Raw genomic sequence first — 21,457 nt, forward strand, 5'->3', positions numbered from 1 at the left:
TCGCGTGATCAAGCCATTGCATCCGACCAGCAAGAAACCGGCGTCCCAGGGCGCGAGCAACAGGGCCCCGATGCACCGGCGCCCGCTGGCGCAATGGATTGCCGCAGCCTTCGCCATGAGCGCGATGCACGCGCACGCCGGCGGTCCGCCGCTGAGCCAGGCGTGGCTGGCCTCGCAGCGCCAGGCCGCCACGGGCAGCAACCCGCAAGCCACGCCGGGTTCGGCGGGCGTGCCAGGGCTGTCGCCTCTGACCGCGGCCCAGGCGCAGCAACAGCAGAGCGTGCAGCAGGCGCTACAGAACCTCAACCGCGCCGCGCAGGCCGTGGCCGCACAGATCAGCGCGCAGCAGGCGGCTCAGCAGGCTGCTGCGGCGCAAGCGGGCTCGCCCGTGCCCGACGGCATCGCCGCAGGTGGCCTGCAGGTCGCCGCCGGCATCGCCAGCAATCCGGCGCTATGGCAGAACGCCAATGCGCCGACGCAGAGCGTCAGCAACGGTCAGACCAATGTCGAGGTCAAGCAGACCGCACAGAAAGCCATCCTGACCTGGGACAGCTTCAACGTCGGCCGCCACACCACGTTGCATTTCGACCAGACCGGTGGTACCCAGACCGACGGTAGCAATAACTGGATTGCGCTCAATCGCATCAACGACACGACCGGACCTAGCAAGATCTTTGGCCAGATCAAGGCCGAAGGTTCGGTCTACTTGATCAATCGCAACGGCATTCTGTTCGGCGCCGGCAGCCAGGTGAATACGCATTCGCTGCTGGCGACGTCGATGAACTTGTTTAGTAGCGATGTAAATGCGAGCAATGCCTTTTTCCTGCAGAGCGGCATTGCGCAAACGAACGATCCGAATCATGTGATCAGCAATAACGATCAGCTAGCGGCCTTTCTGGTCGATGGCGGACAGGTCGATTCGGCTTCGGGCAAGGTGGTGACGAGCGGTGCTATAACCGTCGAGAAGGGCGCCTCCATACAAAGCCAGGCGCAAGGCTATATCTTGCTGGCCGCGCCGACGATTCAACAAAGTGGATCACTGGTTGCCGATGACGGTACCGCCATTCTCGCCTCGGCCGACCGGTTGAAGTATGTGGCTCCGGGCAGCGGGAGCTCCGGTTCGTTCACTGTCGCTCGCGGCGATAGCCCGGCCCTGCTTCCGAACTGGACCGGTACCGTTGAAAACGACGGTGTGATCCAGACGCGCCGTGGCGATGTGCAATGGCTCGGTACGTCGTTGCAGCAGAACGGCGTGGTGGTCGCTTCTACCAGTCTGACCAGCCCCGGTAAAATCACGTTCAATGGCATTCAGATAGGTGCCACCACCTCGAACGTGGAGCTTGGACAGAACGCTGTAATCACCGTGCTGCCTGAAAAGGACGGTGAAACCACGTCCTCCAGCAGCGCCGCGGATCAGGCATTCCAGACCAGTTCGATCACTCTTGCTTCCACGGGGAGCATCGTTCTCGATCAAGGTGCGCTCATCGAGGCGCCGAGCGGCAATGTCAGCTTGCTGGCGATTCCCACCGGCGGTTCGCCGACGCCCACTCGCGTGTATATCGACCATGGTGCCATCATCGATGTATCGGGCTTGACCGACGTCGAACTGCCCATGTCGGCCTTGTTGGTGAGCATTCCGCGAATTGGCCAGAACGAACTGGCCGATTCGCCGTTGTTGCGGAACAGTTTCCTGTTCGCACAGAAGAATGTGGTTATCGACAGTTCGCAAAGTGGTACGCGTGCCGATGGCCTGGACTGGGTCGGTAGTCCGGTCCTGAACGCTGCCGGATACGTTGAAAATGTGCCGCGCAGCATCGATCAGTTGATGCTGAAGGGCGGCACGATCACGCTCACGGCCGACGAGGTGATTACTCGAAGCGGATCGCAGCTCAACCTCAATGGCGGTTACCTGAACTACCTGGCGGGATGGATCCAGACACCCAACTTGCTGGGCGCCGATGGGCGAATCTACAACATCGCTTCGGCGGATCCCGATATGGATTACGTCGGCTTTGCCGGCCAATTCAATGCGGATCATGCACGTTGGGGTGTGACCGAAACCTATTCCAATCCGTTGCTGGCCGGCATGGTTCGTTACGATACCGGCTTTATTCAAGGGGTCGATGCCGGATCGTTGATCATCGGTGGGAACGGTGTGACGGGCGTTGCACAGCTTGATGGCAGTTACTCGGCGCAGGCCTATCGCGGACGCAACCAGGTATCCCAGGGAAACGCTCCGTCCAACGGTTCGTTCGAAATCAATACCGGTGAAGCGGGTGTCTCGGCCGCGGGCGTAAACTTTAAGTTCGTCGACAGCGCGGCCCCCATAGAATCGATCAATCCTCTATTTGATGCTGATACAGCGCTCGGTGGGGAGCCAGATGAACCAGGCTCGCCGCAAACACGTTGGTATCTCTTGCCAGCCGATCTGATCGAGCGTGGCGGTTTTGCGCGAGTGAAGGTATCGACCGGTGGGGCCATCGAAGACGATGCCCATACTTTCAGTGTTCAGCCAGGCGGTGAAATCGATCTGACCGGCGCGAGCGTCAAGATCAGCGGTACGTTGCAAGCCGCAAGCGGCATCATCAATGTGACGGGAATTGGATTCGCCAGTGCTGGTGGCGGTATTTTTGTCGATGCCAACGGCAAGCTTGATGCGCGGGGCCTGTGGGTCAATGACAGCGGGCTGTCAACTGACACGATGGCCGGCAGCCAATACATCAATGGCGGCCAAGTGAGTCTGTCGACTTGGCAACAGAGCAATACCTCCGGGGCTGATCAGACAGGGGGAATTACGCTGGCTGCGGGAAGCGTTATTGACGTGTCCAGCGGCGGCTATGTTCAACAGAATGGGATCGTCGCGACCAGTGGCGATATGCCCATCGGTACCGGCGGTGACATCAGCATTGCGACACACGTTGCATCCAAGTTGCCCTCGGACTTTACTTCACTTGGCGGACCGACATCACTCAACGCAGGTGCCCTGGCTCTTGACGGTACATTGCTGGGGTATGGATTCTCCGGCGGTGGCAGCTTGACTTTGGAGGCGCCTCTGATCCAGATCGGCGGCACTCCCTCGGTAGACTCCCCCATCCCGTTACTGTATCTGCCGGCTTCGTTTTTCTCCGGGCAAGGTTTTGCCAGCTACAAACTCATATCGGAAACCGATGCAAGTATTGCCACGGGCACATCTGTTCAGGTCCGCGCAGCAAACTTGCTACCCAATTACAATGCGCTTGCTGCAGCGACAACCGGCACGGACATCTACACGGGTGGCTTGACCCAGATCGGCTATCTGGATGACTACCATCGGTGGTTGGGTACGGCAGGTGCGGGCAATGCCGGCGGAATATCTATTCAGGCCGGTTTGTATAGCGGTTGGGTCTCGCAAGGAAACAAGACAACGCCATCCTATTCCGGTGTTACAGGTTCGCTCGTAGTGGGTGAAGGCGCGTCGCTGACGGCCGATGCCGGCGATTCGGTCCTGTTGCAGGCAGCTGATCATCTGGATGTCTTTGGAAGCGTGACCGCGCATGGAGGAAGCATCACGCTCAACAACATTGGCTACGGGGCCCGGGTTTTCGCGGCTCCCGATCGCGCACTGTGGATCGGAGCGAGCAGCGTTATCGACACAAGTGGCGTTTCGCTCATCAATCCCATCGCTTCGGTTTCCGGTACGTTGCAGGGTGGGTTTATTCCTCGTACGGGCACGGTGCTGGATGGTGGCGCGATCGATTTGAATGCCGAAGCGAATCTGGTTGCCGAAAGCGGTTCGCGACTCGATGTTTCCGGTGCAAGTGACGTCTATGATTTGCCTTCGGCACAGAGCGTACTTGGTAGTCCCGTGCCGGCAACGACGCCGACGGCGGTATGGAGCGATGCCGGCAGTATCAATCTAGCCGCTGCTAACGGCATGTTCGTCGATGCGACGTTGGATGCGCATGCGGGGGCACCACAAGGATTGGGCGGCAGCTTGTCTATTCTTCCTTTGAAGGCCGCCAATACGAGTCAGCCTTCACCGAAAGCGGTGGTGTTGCAGCAAAGCGGCGATTTGGTACCGACGGGTGCGCAGCCGGGTGACGTGATTGGATCGGGAAGCTCGGCGGGTGTGCTCTATTTTGCCGCCGATCGCCTTGACGGTTCGGGGATGGCCGATTTCTCCATCGGGCCAGTGGTGGGAGATAGCAATTCGCAGAGTGCATACGCGGAAGTGCCGGTGGTGTTTGCCGGCAACGTCACGCTGAATCTTGGTCGCAGCGTAAGCATCAATGCTCCGGCGCTGATTGCGGCGCCAGCGGAAACGACGGCTTTGCCGGGTAACGGCACGGTAAGTGGCGCCGGCTTGGTATCGATCAACGCGCCTTATGTTTATCTCGCCAGCGGCAATAGCGGCGCCAAACCCGTGGCCGTGGGTGGTGACGGCAAGCTTGCCGTCCATGCCGACTTTATCGATCTTGGCGGTCAAATGTCGCTGGAAGGTTTTGCGGATGCGTCCTTCCAGTCGGAAGGCGATTTGCGCTTCTACTTGCCGCCGCTGAATGCTTATGAGAATGGTCAACCGCAGACCGGTTGGCTCTACACCACGGGCAATCTCGATTTCGCCGCTACGCGCATTTATCCGGATAGCGATTACAGTTTCCTGATCGATGCTGCCCCCTTGGACGGCACGCAGACGACAACCGTTACTTTCAGCAGCAACGGCCATTCCGACAGCTCAACACCGCTCTCGGCCGGTGGCACCTTGGCTGTAGCCGCAAACGAGATTGTTCAGGGCGGTACGTTGTGGGTGCCTTCGGGCGATATCACCCTTGGCGTATCCGATCCGGTGGCAGAGCGCACGGCGCTGGGCCTCTCGTCGACCTTTGCGCTGCCGACAACCGATAGCGTGCAATTGACCGTCGGCAGCGTGACCTCGGTGTCGCTGGGCGGGGCGACGTTGCCTTTCGGCAGTACCCTGGATGGCAAGGAGTGGCGCTACGACGCCGACCCTGCAGTGACGGGCAGCGATATCATCGCTCCTCCCGCGAAGCAGATCGAGATCAATGGGCAGCAGGTGGCCTTGCAGCAAGGCGCCACGGTGGACTTGTCGGGCGGCGGCCAGCTGCAGGCTTTCGAGTGGGTCCCCGGTACGGGAGGTTCGCGCGATGTCCTGGCGCAGTCGCAACCGAACTACACGAATAGCTCGACCGGCACCGCACAGTCCCAGTATCCGGATGGTCGCGCTATCTACGCCATCGTTCCAGGCTATACCGCGCCGGTATCTGCTCATGATGCTGCACTGGAAAAAGGTGCAGGCGCAGGCCCTTCCTTGGGACAGGCGGTCTATCTTTCGGGCGTTCCCGGACTTGCGCCGGGCGTCTATACGTTGCTGCCGGCACGTTACGCGACCTTGCCCGGTGCGTTCCGCGTCGTGCAAGACACGTCATCGCAAGACGCGGTACTTGGGCGTAATACCACGACACCGGACGGAACAAACGTGGTCGCCGGTTACTTTGTCGATGCGCTCACCGGCGCACGCAGCGCACGCACCACGACATTCGACGTACAATCGAGTGCCACTTGGCAGCAGTATTCGCAATATACGCTGACCGACGCCGACACCTTCTTCTCGGCGCAGGCGCAACACAATGGCAATGTCGCGCCACCGCTTGCGCGAGATGCCGGAAATCTTCTGCTGCAAGCCGGGCAACAACTCGAGCTCGGTGCCACGCTTACGGCCGGTATGGGTACGGGAGGTCGAGGTGCGGAAGTCGATATCGCCGGCCAGGCCATTGAAATTGTCGCTTCGGGTCAGCCTGCGCTTGACGGATATCTGGCCATCAATGCGGCCGATCTGAGCACGCTGGGTGCGTCCAGCCTGCTTATTGGAGGCTCGCGTACCGCCAGCAGCGATGGCGACGTTATCGACGTCAAGGCCCAGAGTATCGTGGTGGCTAATGACGCGGCGCAGTCTCTCGTAGCGCCGGAGATCATCCTGGTTACCAATGGTCAAGGTAACGGTATTGAATTGAATGCAGGCAGCGTCCTGCGCGGTGAGGGTGATTCGACTGGCCTGATCGGCACGCCGCTGCTGATAGGGCAACTGGGCGATTCCACGCATGCGGCGGTCAGTGGCGATGGCGCGCTCCTGCGCGTGTCCAGTGGCGCACCGAGTCCGATCGTTCGCCAGAACGTCACGGGCGTGGACGGGGCGGCAGGTACCGCCACGGGCGATATTTCCATTGCCGACGGCGCGACCGTTACCGCTGCCAATGCCTTGAGCATCGATGCGACCGGAAATACGCACGTAGGAGCGAATGCCTTGCTCGCCGCGGACAATGTCGATGTCACAGCCAATCGCATCGCCTTTGTGGGTGACGGTGTGGTGACGGACACATCGGGCATGTTGATCGGCGGCGCCACCTTGGCTCAGCTCGCCGGCGCGCAAAGCATTGTGCTGCGGAGCCGAGGCGATCTCGATTTTATTGGCAACGTCGACGTCGATGTTGCAAATGGACTCGAACTCGACGCACAGGCACTTGAAGGCGACGGTGGCATCGTAAATATCGCGGCCGGCAAGTTGGGGCTGACCAATACCTCCGGGCGCACATCGGCCTTCGCGAGCGGTAGTGGTGCATTGAATCTCCAGGCCAACGAACTCGACCTCGGCGAGGGTGCGTTTACGCTCCACGGCTTCGATGCATTCTCGGCGAAAGTCGCGCAAGGCATTGCGGCACAAGGTAACGGCGACTTCGATTTCGGTAATCTGGACGTTACGCTCAATACGCCCGTTGTGCTGGCCGATTCGGGCGCCGCCTTGAAGCTGCATACGACGGGCGCGTTGGATATCGAGGGAAATGCCGGCACCGCATTGAGTCGCACGGCCTTCGGGGGCGGTCTGACGTTGTCGGGCGGAACGGTAAAGGTGGCCACGCAACTCGTGGCCCAGGCCGGCTCTATCACTCTGGACGCAACCACCGGCGACCTGACGCTTGATGACGGTGCGAGCTTGAATGCCGCAGGCGCCGCCAAGACGTTTAATGACGTCCAATCGTTTGCATCGGGTGGCACGGTGACACTCGATGCGGCAAACGGAGATATTCAGGCGTCTGCCCAATCGTTGATTGACATCGCGGGTGCCTCACAGGGCGGCAACGGCGGAAAGCTGGTGGTGCAGTCGGGTGGAAATGCCCAGCTACTTGGAACGCTCGAGGGTGGGGCTGCTTCCAACTACCTGGGTGGCGTGCTGCAAATGGACGTCAACGGCACGGTCGACTTGAACAGCCTTGCCGACGTGCTCGCCCCGAGTGGCATCAACGGCGCTATTTCAATTCATACGCATACCGGAAATCTGGACCTGGACGCGGGGCGCAGCCTCGTGGCGCATCAGGTCGTGCTGACGGCGGACGGCGATCCGGCGCAGGGCGGCGGTTGGGTTCACGTGGATGGAACCATCGACGCATCCGGCACTTTCGGCGGCCCCATTCAGCTCTATGGGCAGGCGGGCGTTGATGTCGAAGGCACGTTGTCGAGCTTTGCCACGGCACCTGGGCGTGAGGGTGGCGATATTACCCTCGGTACGGGCGGCAAGTCCGATGGTTCGCTCAATGCCAACTATGGCTATGAAAACATTACTGCGGTGGGCTCAGGGCAGATCATCCTGGGCGAGCATGCGGTACTCAATATGGGTGGTGACGGCGGCGATGGCGGCCTGTTGCTGCGGGCACCTGTTCTTTCCGATGGCGATGTGCTCGTCAATATCGCCAGTGGCGCAAAAATCAATAACGCTAGGGGCGTCACGCTGGAAGCGGATGCGACTTGGAGTAGCGGCGACGCCGTAGGCGACCCGGCCAAGCATTTCGATGGGCTAATCGATCCGGCCGGTTGGTATGTGCCAGATCCGACCACAGGCGCTCCTGTGCTCGTTGCCGGTCAGTTTGTCGATGCCAAGGGCAATCCCGTTGCTGCCCCGGATCCAAACAATGCGGAGCAAATGGCCGATTACCTGGCCAAGTACTACTTTGTACCGGATGCAAATGCGGTGAATGCAGCGCATCAGAGTTTCTACGGATATCTCAATGGCGACGCATCGCAAGGTCCAGGCGCATTGATGGGTTTTGTAGAGAACCCCGGATTTGCTTTTGGGTCGCGCTTTGCGTCTGTCGCCAATTTTAACGTTCGTCCCGGTATCAATCTTGTCAATCCGGATACCTCGGTCAATAGCGGCAACATCAGCGTACTCACGACATGGAATCTCGGCGCTGGTGTGCGCAATGCCGATGGCACGCTCAGTCTGGCTTATCGCTACGGCAACCAAGCGCCCATACTCAATTTCCGCGCTGTGAACAACCTGGACATCCGCGCCAGCATCACGGATGGCTTCTTCCAAAGTGCCAACGTGGAAAAGGGGGCTGCACCGGACGATACAGGTACCTATGATGAGGCATTGGCTGAGTGGAACATGATCGATGCGCTGGTGACCAATGATATTGGAGGGGGGACTGCGCAATGGTTTCCCATGCCAGACGAAGACGTGATGGGCCAGAGCAACGCAGGCCAGTACTACAGCCAGTACATACTCTATGCCAAGTACCTCTTGAATGTGTCCGACACGGTAGGCGGCGGCGGAACGGGTTTGACGCCTGCTGACGTCATTGCTTTTGGCGAAGGGCTTGGCGGCCCTGTGTCTGCGCCCGGTACGATTGCGGCGCCGACGCTACCGACGACGCTCGCTGATTATCCAGGCTATTTGACTGCCTACGATCCTTATCTTGTGTCGGCGGTCGATAACGCTCAGTTCCTGGTGAACCTCACCCTTCCCGATGATTTCCAGGTGTTGGCTGCGCCGCCGACTGTCGGCACGATCCCATCTGCACCCCCGACACTCGACAACAGTCCGTCGCCGCTTCGCACGCCGCAGAATCCGCTGCCGTTGTTGAGTGCGACGCTCAGTGGCGGAAACAGCAGCAGTTATCGTCTCGTTGCTGGCGCCGATGTAGGCAGTGCCAACCCGCTTGCGGTGCTCCCAGTGAGCTCTGCTGGATCCGGGCAGCTGATGCTCGGTGGCCATACCGAATTTGACGACGCGGCAACCAGTAGTACGGTCTACGCGCCGACCCTGGTTCGCACGGGCACCGGCAATATTGACCTTGCCGCGTCTGGCGATATCGTCTGGTTGGATAATCTTGCGCCGGCCGCGGTCTATGCCGCGGGTGTGCCGCTGACATCCGGGGGCGCCTCAACGGCTGCGCTGGTCCAGCCGTCAGGCAGCCCGGAAATGGTCGTCAGCAACCCGGTCAATCCCGTCGATGGTGGCGACATTTCCATAACCGCCGGCGGCAATATTGTCGGCATCCAGCAGGTCTTCGATACCGACGGCAGCGTTACGGGCACGAAAGGCCTCTCCACCGCCCAGTACTGGTGGCAGTGGATGCAAATGGGCAATCCCGTCGATGGCAGCCGCTCGTCGATCAATTTCTCTTCGTTCGATCAGGGTGTAATGAGTGTCGGCGGTAACGTCGATGTCGAGGCCGGTGGCGATATTCGCCAGCTCTCCGTTTCGTTGCCGACCACCTGGTACCTGACCACCGATGCCTCCGGTTCGAAGACGGTAAATACCGTGGGCGGCGGCAACCTCAATGTCAACGCGGGTGGTGACATTCTCAGCGGCAGTTATTTCGTCGCCAAGGGGGCGGGCAACATTACCGCGCAGGGCCGTATTGGTGCGGATTTCAATTACAACCAACGGGCTGTCGACAATAACGGCCAGTTCATAACGATCAGTACCCCAGTGGACACGTTGTTGGCTGTGCAAGATGCTCAGTTGACCGTGCAGGCGGGAAGCGGTGCCGATATTGGCGGCGTTTACAATCCATCCTGGCTGGATGCAACCACGCCGTTGCTATTGGACAAGTCGTTGCCTGCGCGTCACTTCGATGGGCAAAGCTATAGTGCCGCGTCATCGGTGTCCGTGCTTTCGGCATCGGGCGACGTCAACTTCGGCACGCTCGATAATTCATTGGAGCTGTTCGTCCCAAGCAGCGGCCTGGATTTGCCGCCGGGTAGCGCGGGATTCGTTCTACCTGCCTCGGTAAGCCTCACATCGCTCAACGGCAATTTGAATCTGCTGACCAGCGGTGAACTGTATCCGTCGTCCAATGGCAATCTTTCCTTGCTCGCTGGCGACTCGATTCATTTCGACAACGCGCGTGAGGCAGCCAATAACAATGTTCATATTGCGTGGGGTCTGATCGATGCACCGGCCTCGCTATTGCCCTCGCCATTGAATATCGATGCATTGACGGGTGGTGTCGGTTCGTCGTTCAACCAGGTGCTACGCGCCGGCGGCTATCTGTTCTCGAACCTGCCAGGTTGGTCGGATCAGGCATCGTTGTTGCATCAGGCTCAGCCTTTGCACGGCGCCGACGAACAGCCGGTCCGGGTGTATGCGTTGACGGGCGATATCGTCAATGGGGATGGCGGCGGACTCGATGGCGTCTATCTCGTGCCAAACAAGCCGGCACGCATCATCGCGGGCGAGGACATCGTTGATCTCGCGTTTATTGGCCAACAGACCCACGATTCCGATGTCACCTTGATCAGTGCGGGTCGGGACATCTACGACACCTCGCTATTGATGAATAGCGGATTGTTCAACGCTGGCGAGATCCCCAATCTGGTGTCGCCAGTTATTCTGCAATCGGGTCCCGGCAACCTGCAGATACTGGCGGGGCGCGATATCGGCCCACTGACCAGTCAGGTGGATCTGGCGCCTGTGCCCAGTACCGGGATCTTGAAGGACGTCTTGATCAATGGAGACAGCCAAACCGGTATCGAGACGATCGGTAACGCGCTCAATCCCTGGCTGCCAGACAATGGTGCTTCGCTGCAGATTTTCTATGGCGTGGGGCCAGGTATCGACCAGTCGGCATTCATCGCCAAATACATCGATCCGAACTCGAGCGTGGCGGGCATCGCCAGCTTGACGCCGGCTCTGGTGACTTTCATGAACAACTACACCTCCGGTTTGGTGGTGGATACTGGATTGGTCAAGGATCAGGTCAGCAGTAATCTGACGGTAGACCAGGCATGGGCGCAATTCCAGGCGCTACCGGTGGAAGTGCAGCGAATTTTTGTACAGCAAGCGCTGTTCAAGATCCTTGCCACCGTTGGCCAGGACTACAACGACAGCACAAGTCCTTATCATGGCCAATACGCGCGTGGCTACGAGGCGCTATCCAGCTTGTTCCCTGCATCTTTGGGTTATACCGACAACGGAAGTGGGGCGGGTGGTATCAATGGTGCGCAGAAGACCGTAGACACGGGTGATCTGGATATCCGCAACTCCACCATCCAGACGCAGCAAGGTGGCAATATCGCGATGCTAGCGCCGGGCGGCGAAGCCCTATTGGGCAGTAGCTCGGCGCCGCCGGTCATAACAGACAGCCGTGGCAACGTCATCGCCGGTCCCAACAGCATGGGCGTGTTGACGTTGCGCCAGGGCGATATCGACATCTTTACCGATCGCAGTGTGCTGCTGGCGCAGAGCCGCATCTTTACCGAGCAAGGCGGCGATATCGTTGCCTGGAGTTCCAACGGTGACATCAATGCTGGCAAGGGCGCCAAAACCACCACGGAAATTCCGCCGCTTACGTATATCTGCGATTTGGATGCCTATTGCCTGATCAACCCGGCCGGGCAGGTGAGTGGTGCAGGTATTGCGACGCTGCAGACCGTTGCGGGTGCTGCTGTCGGCAACGCGTTCTTGATGGCACCGAGAGGTACGGTGGATGCAGGTGATGCCGGTATCCGCGTGTCAGGTAACCTGGTCGTTGCCGCCGCGCAAGTCGCTAACGCGGATAACATCCAGGTGCAGGGCGAAAAGATCGGTGTTCCTGTAGCAAGCTCGGTAAATATCGGTGCGCTTAGCGCTGCAAGCGCGGCCGCGAGCGCGGTCAGTCATGTCGCCGAGGAAATGGCCGACAAGCAGCGTAACGATGCGAGAAACCAGCAACCATCGGTCATCTCCGTGCATGTGCTCGGCTCGGGCGAAAACAGCAGTAGCGTGCAGGGCATTCCGGGCGATGGCGCTTACGACCCGGCCAGCCCTGTACAGGTACTTGGTGCCGGACGTTTGAGCAGTGCCAAGCGCAAGGTATTGACGACAGCGGAACAGCAGGCTCTTTCCGAATAGCGATCTCGAACAAGGCGAACTCTCGGGTTCGCCTTGTTCAGCCGCGGCAGTCGTCGTGGTCAGGATGTATTACAAGGAAGATTCGGTGGCTAAACATGAAGAATAGAACATCCGCATTACAGCGGCCGGTTGTCTGCGTGCGTTGTTTTGTGAGATTTTCGCAATGAGCGGCGTATACGTTCTTGCGGAAACGTTACGCCAGCTATTTGACGCCAAGCAGTATCGCGTTGCTGACTGGTTTATTGATCATTGCGGGCGTGGACAATTGGAAGAGCTCGTTCAAGCCCATGGAACGGCCATCGCTATGCGTATCGATTATGTAGTCAAGCGGCGCTTGCAGCGTCGCTCCACTAGCGAATCCGCTGGTGATCTGGTTGAAGCGCTCCCCTATGTACTTAATTTATGGTGTCGGGAGGGCAGGCGTTCGGCGGTGAGATATGTATTGAAAGAGCTCGATGAGCCAGAAGTTGATGCCTTGGCAAGGCGTCCCGATCTGGATTCGGAGGTGGTTTCCATGTTGCGTGAATTCCGCGTCAATTACACTTGATAAGTGTGATTTTCATCTCATTATTTATTTGAATGAATAATATTTCATTAAACATGGCGATTGTATTTTGTCTTTATGTTTTTATCTTTAATTAACGTTGTAATGGATGAGGAATATTCGGCGACTTTTTTTCTTAATTGCGATGTCATTGGCCGACTGTACAAATAGCAGGCCCCCAATTCCGGGGGTCAATAAAATGCAAGGGGATACACCATGAGTTCTGGATTTACTATGGCCAATACCCGCATGAAAATGCTCGCGGGTGCAGTCCTGTTCTGCGTCGGCGCGGCAATGGCGACGAGCGCCATGAGCACCACGCTGTACGGCGGTGGCGCGACCCTGCCTGCCGGCGCCTATGTCGGCTGGAAGTTCCAGACCACGACGCCGCTCGGTGTTCTGACGCTGCCGGCGGACGTGAGTTCTACCTCGATCTTCGGTCAGTGGGGCGGTACGACCAATAGCGTGCAGTACTGCCAGACCGGCAGTGGCGGCGGCAAGCGTGTTCTCAACGGCGACACCAGCGGTAGTCCGTCCCTGATCGCCAACGGCGTTTGCAACCCCGGTTTCCCGGCCTCCCCGCCCGCCGCCAATCCGCCTGGATTCCAAGTCCCAACCACGGCTGTGGTGCAGCCGGACTTCATCGGCTCGGATGCTCCGTATGCGTCGAGCGAGTACGCCACGTTTGTGGCTAACAAAGGCACGGCGAAAGGCGAACCGGTCCAGTTCCCCTCCATCGCCGGCTCCATTGCCATCGTTTATAACAACGCTGACCTCGGCAGCACCACCCTGAACCTGACCCAGGCGCAGGTTTGCGGCGTGTTCTCCGGTGCGATCACCGATTGGAAGACGCTGAATTCGTCCCTCCCGAGCAAGACCATCAATGTGGTCTTCCGTTCGGATGGTAGCGGCACCTCGTTCAACTTCGGCAACTACCTGGCGAATGTCTGCGGTACGGTCGGCGGCGGCCATTTCCAGACCCAACAGACGTTCTTCTCGTCCACGTCCACCGCTTCCGTCATCGGTTTGACCGCGCTCAATAGCTCGTCGTCGAAGACCGGTGTGAGCGGCAACCCGCTCGTTGTCAGCACCGTTGCGTCGACTGACGGCACGATCGGTTATGCCGAAGCCGGCAATGCGTTCAGTCATCCGGCTGGTGGTACTCCCACGAAGCTGGTGAACATTGCCACGATCGGCGGCAAGGATCCGATCGCGGATCTTCCCGCTTCGCTCGCCGTGACGGTCACTTTCGACAAGACCATTACCGGTGTGAACAGCACCGGTCAGGCGACCCTGGCGGCTCAGACTCCGAACTCGGTTGCCAACTGCCTGGGCATCGTTGACCCGAGCACCTACGCGGTGCAGCCGGCTGCCAACTACCCGATCGTTGCGGTGACCTATCTGATCGCGAACCAGAAGGGCAACAGCACGGATCTGACCGCGCTGCGCAGCTTCATGATCTTCCCGCAGAACCACACCGTCACCGAGCCGGGCTATGCTCAGCTGACCGGTACGGGCATCAACACCGCCAAGGCGCTGACCTGCCTGTCGAGCTAAGGTCTACCAAGAAACAGGATGTTTCGTAGAAAAGGGGGCTTTGCCCCCTTTTCTTTTTCTATTCGTATAAGCCGCATGGGATTTAGTCATCTGATGGAAAGAAAAGAGTGCAAGCATTAATACCTCCAAAAGACGTCTAAATATGCGAGCCATCGAAAGATGATCGGTCATCGCCATCGTGGCTTTAGCCTATTGGAAGTGATTGCCGCCATTTTGATTCTTGGCATAGCTTTTGGTGCATTGCTGCGTGTTGGAGCATCTTCGCTCAACCTGACAGCTCGCTCGACCGAATATACGCAGGCCGCGCTCTGGGCCAGTTCGTTACTGGACAAACTTTACATTGTGGATTTCCCTCGTCCGGGTCAAAGCGAGGGAAAGTTCAATGATCGGTTTCGTTGGCATCTCAATGTCATCCCTACACAAGATGAGGATGAGCAGGTTCGGATTTATCAAATCGCATTGGATGTCTCGTGGGGAGACAAGCCCCGGGTCTATACCGAACATTTCGAGACACTGCGCGTCGTGCCCAATGTGAAGGCGCCCCCACCGGATGTGCCGCTTTGAATGCGTCGCGAGGCTTTACTTTGCTGGAAACGCTGGCGGTCCTGGTGCTGCTTGCTTTGCTTCTCTTGGGCACGTATTCCGGCCTCAGGGTAACTACGCATACGGCGCAAACCGGGTCCGACGTCGCGCAGCAACTTGATGGCATACGCTCCAGTCAGCAGTTCCTGCGTAACGAATATACGCAGCTGCTGATGGTGCCATGGGAGATCGCGCCGGATGGTGGACACGTGGTATTTCGTGGCGACGCCTCCAGCATGTCCTATGTGGCACCGTTACCCGGATATCTCCAACGCACGGGTTTGCAACTGCAGCGGTTGGTTCTGATAAAGGACGGCGAGGATACCTACAGGTTGGAGGTGGCATTTTCCAAGCTTCCTTCGCGTCGAGGTTCGCCCATCGTCCCGAGCGAACCGGAGGTACTGCTGCGAGGAATAAAAAGCGGAAAGTTTCTATACGCCGGCGACGATGATCAAGGTAGGCCATTGGGATGGCAGCCGAACTGGCCTTATCCGGCGCGGTTGCCAAGGATGATTGCAGTGGACCTGGAGCTTGCCGGATCGGTCGCATGGCCTCGTCTCGAAGTGCCACTGCGGATGGATATAGCTGCCATTAATCAGTTCACGGCGGCATCAAGACTTCCAGTGACGCCATGATCCATATGAGAGCGCAGCGCGGCATCGCTCTTCTGGTGGTCCTTTGGGCCTGTACGCTCGGTGCGATCGTGCTCGGCGGCTTTGCCATGACGGCACATGTCGAGGGTGTGCAGGCGCGCGGGCAGTTGGATAAGAGTGTTGTGCATTACGCCGCGCTCGGCGGTATCGATCGTGCGGTGTACGTGATGCTCTTGAAGGACCGCACTCAACATTGGGTACCCGATGGGCGTTCTTATCATTTCAAGCTGGGCGATGCAGATGTCAGCGTCGCTATCGATGATGAAGACGGCAAAATCAACTTGAACAGAGCCGACCCAAAGCTGCTGCAGCGAATGTTTGTCATCGCAGGCATGAGCGATGACGATAGCCGTGCGCTGGTGGACCATGTTCAAGCCTGGCGTAAGCTGGACGATTCCGATGAGTCTTCGACGCTTGGAGGGTTTGTAAGCATTGAAGACCTGCAAACGGTGCCGGGCATGCCCGCGGATATCTACACCAAGGTGGAGCCTATATTGACGCTTTGGTCGATCTCGCCGGGGCCAAATCCCGTGCATGAGTCGGCATTGGCGTTAGCCGTTACGACGGATATGAACCTGGCCCAGACCGAGCCGTATGTCGAGAAGCGAAAGGCTTTGCCATCGTTGGACGGCGTGCTTCCAGTGCTTCCAAATGGGGTGCCTATTACAGGGGGCGGTGGCAGCAGCGTCTTGAGCGTGACTTCCACGGCCAGTTTGCCTAACGGTATACGCACTCGACTGCGCGTCACGTTGATGTTGCACCCCCAGCTTGACGACCATCGCGCTTATCGCATTTTCCGCTGGCGGGAAGATGTGGGTTGATGGATAGCGGCTTGTTCTCGGAAAGCGCATAAACGATGGGGCGCTAATCGGCACCACGCCTGCGCATCGACGTGGTGCCTTTTCTCAAATCGCTCAGCCGGCTCGCGCAATGGTGGGTAAACAAGCTTGAGTGGGCTCAGAAGGTATAGCGCACCCGCCCATACCAATACGCCCCATTCGTGCCGATCGGCGAGATCACGTCATACGGAAAATTGCCACCGTAATTGATATCGCTGTTGGAGCGGGTAGGGTACTGGTTGGTGATGTTGTAGCCACCGAGGGCCAGGCTCAGTTGCCTGGTGACGTGGTACTCCGCTTCCGCATCGAGCTGCCAGCGTGCGGCGTAGCGCTGCTCGGGTTCGAAGCCGCCGCCGAAATCGAACACGCGTACGGTTGAGCCCTGGCGTGTTAAGCGGGTGAGCAGGCTCCAGCGCGCATTGTCCCATTTCGCGGTAAACGATCCGCGCTGTTTGGGTGCGGCGTCGGTCAAGGTGTTGCGCTCTTCGTCGCCGAACAACACATTGCCAGCACCAGTCGCCGCGAGCTGTTCGGGCGTGGCGCGAACGTGCAGGATGTCGGTGTTGTTGTGGCTATAGGCGGCCGTCAACAGCAATTGTCCTCCGGCCCACGGTATGTGGTAGTTGCCCACCAGTTCGGCGCCGCGTGTGCGTGTGTCCACCGCGTTGGTGAAAAACGCCACGCTCTGCACGCCGGGCACGCCGAAGTGCTGCAGGATATAATCTTCCAGGCCCGGGCTGTCGATGGTCTCGGAGAGCGTTACCCGGTTGTCGATATGGATCTGGTAGACGTCCAGGGTGAAATCAAACTGGCTGCCGATCTGGCCGGTCAGACCCAGGCTGATATTGCGTGACTTCTCCGGCTTCAGTGACGTGGCGCCCAAGCCGCGCGCCAGCGGGTTATTGACCGAAAGGATGCGGCCGGTGACGAGTTTGCCGTCGGCACCGTAACCGCTGGTGGTCGATTCGAAGCCGATCTGGCTCAGCGACGGTGCGCGGAAGTTGTTCGACACCGCGCCACGCAACGCAAAGCCGGGTACGAATTCCCAACGTCCGCTGAGCTTGCCACTCCAGTTGCCGCCGAAATCGCTGTAGTGCTCATAACGCGTGGCTGCATCGACAAAGACATGGTCGGTGATGTCGCTGGACGCTTCGGCATACAGCGCTTTGACCTGACGTGTCAGATGTGCCGCGTCCTGCGGTTGCAAGCCACCGCCTGCCTGTGCGCCCGCGGGGGCGTCGACGATGGGTCCGACGGCATACGAAGCAGGATCGCCTGGTTTGGTCTGGAAACTTTCGTGGCGAAACTCGCCGCCCAGTGCCAGGGTAAGAAACCGGCTGCCGATGCTGAAATCGCGGTTGGTGTCCAGGTTGGCGCTCGTCTGGTCGAAACGATAGGACGCAATGTGAAACGACGTGGGGCTATCCGCGCCCAGCGAGGCATTCAGCGAATCGCGCAGGTCGTAGTCGAACGCGTTACTGCCCCAGTTCAAGCTGCCATCGTAGTTCCAGTCGCCCCATCGTCCACGCACGCCGCCTGCCACCTGCGCATCGCGGTTGTGACCCAACGATTGGGGCAGATAGCCGTCCGGATAAATTGAGGGGACATTGGCGCTGCTGTCGGGATAGCGAAAGTAGTTGTCGCCGATCGTGTGCCGTTGGGTATAGGTGCCGAAACCATACAACTTGGTCGTGTCGGTCAACGGCAGTTCACTGTTGAACCAGCCGTTGTAGCTTTCGCTTTCCGGATCGCCAGCGATGTAGTTGCGGCGACCCTGCAGCGCCAGATTGGCGGGCGTGGGGTCGGCGATGAAATCGGGTACGGTATCGAAGCCGGCGCGATTGGTGGCGTTGTGATGGCTGACCTCAATGCCGCCGTCGAAAAAGCCGGTGCCAGCCAGTCGGGTGCCGAACTTCGCGCTCGCGAACGTACTTTGCCCATCGGTGATATCACGGTTTGTCGGGCTGAAGTGCGTGTGATTGGCACCGTAGTTGGCTACCACTTCGCCGCCTTCGTGCGCATCGTCAAGGATGATATTGACCACGCCGGCGATGGCATCGGAGCCGTATTGCGCGCCGGCGCCATCGCTCAGCACTTCGATACGCTTGATCGCGCTGATCGGGATCGCGTTGAAATCCACAGGCGTGGTGCCGCGTCCGATCTTGGTGTCGGTATTGACCAGTGCCGAGGTATGGAAGCGCTTGCCGTTGACCAGCACCAGGACCTGGTCCGGCGAGAGTCCGCGCAGCTGCGCCGCGCGGACATGATCGGAGCCGCCGGAGTTAGATTGGCGGGGGAAATTGAACGACGGCAGCAGCGTTGCCAGTGCCTGACCCAGCTCGCCGTTGACGGCGCCGGCGGCACGCAGATCCTGCTGCGTCAGCACGTCGATCGGCACGGGTGATTCCAGCGCGGTGCGACCGCTGGCACGCACGCCTGTGACGACGACCTGTTCGAGCGTTTTTGCCTGTTGGTCGTCGGCGGCTTGCTGCGCATGCAGGGGCGCCACGGCGAGGCCCAGGCCAAGGGCGATATACAGTCGGCTATGCCGGAAGCGCAGAGTAGAAAGCAACATCGATGGTCCTTGAACAAACGGGTGCCTTCGCCCGAGATCGCGGGCGAGGTTGGTAAGAGAGGCGCCAAGGCGCCGCGAGCGGGCAACGCCTAGCGGCGGTAACATCGCCGCATCGCGGTTAGCGCATGCGGCATGGTGCTGGCGGGGACAAGGCAAATCACGGTGTAGCGGGTTCCCAGGAAAAGCTAAAGCGTGCGTTGGCAGTGGGCACGGGCCTGACGGGCAGGTGAGGTATTTGTTGCATTGCGGTGAAGGCTTGTCAATACTTCTTGCGATTTCAATCTATACGTCTGGATGTCCAAATGCATTTCGATAAAACCGCGCGTCATATGCTTATGACGTTTGCTTTGCTTCTCCCATTGGCCGCTTGCGCCGTACAGTCGACGACGCCGGGCTCGACGCTACATGGCGACACCGCCCATCCGGCGCAGGCACAAGGCTGGGTCGATACACGTCTCTACTTTGGACTTGGGTTGGCCGACGATACGAAAAGCGGCGTTAGCGAGCAGGACTGGCGTGCGTTTCTCGATCGCGAGGTGACATCGCGCTTTCCGGATGGCTTGAGCGTGATCGATGTCTACGGCCAATGGCAGGGCAAGCAACAGACCTCGCCCGAGCGGCTGCGCTCCAAAATGCTGGTGATCGACTATCCCGACACCGCCGAGAATCGCGCCAAGGTCGAAGCTATCCGTGCCGCTTGGAAGCACAAGACCGGCGATCAATCGGTGCTGCGTGTTACCCAACCGGCCGATGTTTCGTTCTAAAGTCCTTCTCTAGCGCATCCGCAGGAATTACCGTGCAAACTGCTTCCCGTCGCTGGCTCGCGTCAGGCGATCTCAATGGCTTCCTCGGGCTTGTGGTCGACAACTTGTCGATCATGGCCTTCCTCTCGATGGCGCTGATCCATATCTTCGGGTTTCCTGCGGATATCGTCTTCCTGCGCATGTTTCCCGGCACGGCGCTGGGTGTACTGCTCGGCAATATCGCCTATACGGTCATGGCCCGGCGATTGGCTCGTCGCACGGGCAGGGAGGATGTCACTGCCATGCCGCTTGGCCTGGACGCTCCCACCAGCATCGGCATGGCACTGCTGGTGCTGGGACCGGCCTTCCTGAGTTTCAAACAGAGCGGTATGGACCCGCATGCCGCAGCCGTTGCGACCTGGCAATTGGGTATGGCGTCATTGGTCGTGATGGGCGTGTTGAAGACGGTGCTGTCGTTCTTCGGCGCGATGGTGCAGCGGCATGTGCCGCGCGCCGGGCTGCTCGGGTCGATTGCCGGCATCGCGCTGGTGCTGATGGGTTTTCTGCCGCTGGTGGAGATTCTGAAAGTACCGGTGGTCGGCTTTGCCGGGCTCGGTATCGTGTTGTATGCGCTGGTGGCACGAGGACGTCTGCCGTTTGGCCTTCCGGGTGTGTTGGTGGCTTTTGTTGTTGCCGCCTTGCTCTATTTCCTGCTTGGTCCTTTGGGGTTGCTGGGGAATGGCTACCACGTGCCGCCTGCATGGGAGTGGCGCTTCGCCTTGCCGCTGCCCACGCTCGAATGGACGCATGGCCTGGCATACACGCTGCCGTATCTGCCGCTGATTCTTCCGTTCGGCCTGTTGATGGTTGTCGGCGGTATCAATGTGACCGAAAGCGCGCGCGCCGCCGGCGACGACTACTCCACGCGCGACATCCTGCTGGTCGAGGCGCTGGCCACTTTGGTGGCCGGTTTCTGCGGCGGCGTCGCGCAGACAACGCCGTACATCGGACAGCCTTCGTACAAAGCCATGGGGGCGCGTAGCGGCTATACCTTGCTGACCGGTCTGGTGATCGGCTTGGGCGGTATTTTTGGCTATGTGTCGAACATCGTCGAGCTGGTGCCCCTGTCGGTACTCGCGCCGATTCTTGTCTTTGTTGCCATTGGCATTACCGTGCAGGCCTTCGAGGCCACGCCGATGCGCTACGCCGCTGCCGTGGTCTTCAGTTTCTTTCCGGCAATCGCGCGCATGGTGACGATCAAGCTCAGCGATCCCACGTATGTGGCGCCGGATCATTTTGTTGCGTTATTCAACGACAACACACGTGGCATCTCCGAGTTGGCGGTGATCGCCGTGTTAGGCAACGGCTTCATCATCACCTCGATGATCTGGGCAAGTTTTGTCGTGGCGCTTATTGATGGACGCGTTGCACGTGCCGCGGGCATCGTGCTGCTTGGCGCGGTGCTGACAGTATTCGGCCTGATTCATTCGGTCGATCTGGCCGGCGGAGTTTATTTACCCTGGCAGTTGAGCGCCGGTGCGCAGTCGATGGTGTGGCAGTTCGTCGGGGCCTACGTTGCATTGGCAGCTGTGTTGTTCCTGTTGTCGCTGCAACGGGACAAGCCATCTGGAGTGGGCCACACCTCTTAGATGCTTATGCAATCTTTGTAGGAGCGACTTCAGTCGCGACAAGCCGTGACGCAACCGGGTGTCGCGGCTGAAGCCGCTCCTACAAAAACTCAGGCGGGTTTTCAGCGGATGGGTGTTGATCGCATCGCCTATGATCGCCTTGG

Annotated in this window: 9 protein-coding genes; 8 read left to right on the forward strand and 1 reads right to left on the reverse strand. The window is 59.2% G+C overall.

Annotation, left to right across the window (positions count from 1 at the left end; translation table 11 throughout):
- Positions 1–4: 4 nt before the first annotated feature.
- The 6 genes from QMG46_RS12510 (at position 5) to QMG46_RS12535 (ending at position 16,329) form a co-directional block, all read left to right on the forward strand.
- Positions 5–12,172, forward strand: a complete 12,168-nt coding sequence (locus QMG46_RS12510; RefSeq protein ID WP_281848163.1) for a filamentous hemagglutinin family protein — start codon at positions 5–7, stop codon at positions 12,170–12,172.
- Between the two features lie 163 nt (positions 12,173–12,335).
- Positions 12,336–12,719: a hypothetical protein gene (locus tag QMG46_RS12515; protein ID WP_281848164.1), complete on the forward strand. Its 384-nt coding sequence runs from the start codon at positions 12,336–12,338 to the stop codon at positions 12,717–12,719.
- A gap of 213 nt (positions 12,720–12,932) precedes the next feature.
- Positions 12,933–14,273, forward strand: a complete 1,341-nt coding sequence (locus QMG46_RS12520; protein WP_281848165.1) for a PstS family phosphate ABC transporter substrate-binding protein — start codon at positions 12,933–12,935, stop codon at positions 14,271–14,273.
- Positions 14,274–14,432: 159 nt separating this feature from the next.
- Entirely contained in the window at positions 14,433–14,837 is a 405-nt protein-coding gene (locus QMG46_RS12525; protein ID WP_281848166.1) for a type IV pilus modification PilV family protein, read from the forward strand.
- Positions 14,834–15,490, forward strand: coding sequence for a prepilin-type N-terminal cleavage/methylation domain-containing protein (locus QMG46_RS12530; RefSeq protein WP_281848167.1), 657 nt, complete (start codon positions 14,834–14,836; stop codon positions 15,488–15,490). Before QMG46_RS12525 ends, QMG46_RS12530 begins: the two co-directional genes overlap by 4 nt.
- Positions 15,487–16,329 carry a type II secretion system minor pseudopilin gene (locus QMG46_RS12535; RefSeq protein WP_281848168.1) on the forward strand — a complete coding sequence of 281 codons (843 nt, stop codon included), beginning with the start codon at positions 15,487–15,489 and terminating at the stop codon, positions 16,327–16,329. The genes QMG46_RS12530 and QMG46_RS12535 overlap by 4 nt, the downstream gene beginning before the upstream one ends.
- Positions 16,330–16,465: 136 nt before the next feature.
- Here the strand turns inward: QMG46_RS12535 and QMG46_RS12540 are convergent, their stop codons facing one another.
- Positions 16,466–18,922: a TonB-dependent receptor plug domain-containing protein gene (locus tag QMG46_RS12540; protein ID WP_281848169.1), complete on the reverse strand. Its 2,457-nt coding sequence runs from the start codon at positions 18,920–18,922 to the stop codon at positions 16,466–16,468.
- Positions 18,923–19,224: 302 nt separating this feature from the next.
- Between QMG46_RS12540 and QMG46_RS12545 the strand changes: the two genes are divergently transcribed.
- Positions 19,225–19,686 (forward strand): DUF3574 domain-containing protein, encoded by a 462-nt coding sequence (locus QMG46_RS12545; RefSeq protein WP_281848170.1) that lies wholly within the window; start codon positions 19,225–19,227, stop codon positions 19,684–19,686.
- Positions 19,687–19,718: 32 nt separating this feature from the next.
- Positions 19,719–21,314 carry a hypothetical protein gene (locus tag QMG46_RS12550; protein ID WP_281848171.1) on the forward strand — a complete coding sequence of 532 codons (1,596 nt, stop codon included), beginning with the start codon at positions 19,719–19,721 and terminating at the stop codon, positions 21,312–21,314.
- Positions 21,315–21,457: the final 143 nt, after the last annotated feature.

The organism is Dyella sp. GSA-30 (assembly GCF_027924605.1).
Taxonomy (GTDB): Bacteria; Pseudomonadota; Gammaproteobacteria; order Xanthomonadales; family Rhodanobacteraceae; genus GSA-30.

Bases quoted from the DNA above. Each gene is read 5' to 3' on its own strand.
- QMG46_RS12515 (WP_281848164.1), top strand. From the start codon at position 12,336: ATGAGCGGCGTATACGTTCTTGCGGAAACGTTACGCCAGCTATTTGAC.
- QMG46_RS12520 (WP_281848165.1), top strand. From the start codon at position 12,933: ATGAGTTCTGGATTTACTATGGCCAATACCCGCATGAAAATGCTCGCG.
- QMG46_RS12525 (WP_281848166.1), top strand. From the start codon at position 14,433: ATGATCGGTCATCGCCATCGTGGCTTTAGCCTATTGGAAGTGATTGCC.
- QMG46_RS12535 (WP_281848168.1), top strand. From the start codon at position 15,487: ATGATCCATATGAGAGCGCAGCGCGGCATCGCTCTTCTGGTGGTCCTT.
- QMG46_RS12540 (WP_281848169.1), bottom strand. From the start codon at position 18,922: ATGTTGCTTTCTACTCTGCGCTTCCGGCATAGCCGACTGTATATCGCC.
- QMG46_RS12545 (WP_281848170.1), top strand. From the start codon at position 19,225: ATGCATTTCGATAAAACCGCGCGTCATATGCTTATGACGTTTGCTTTG.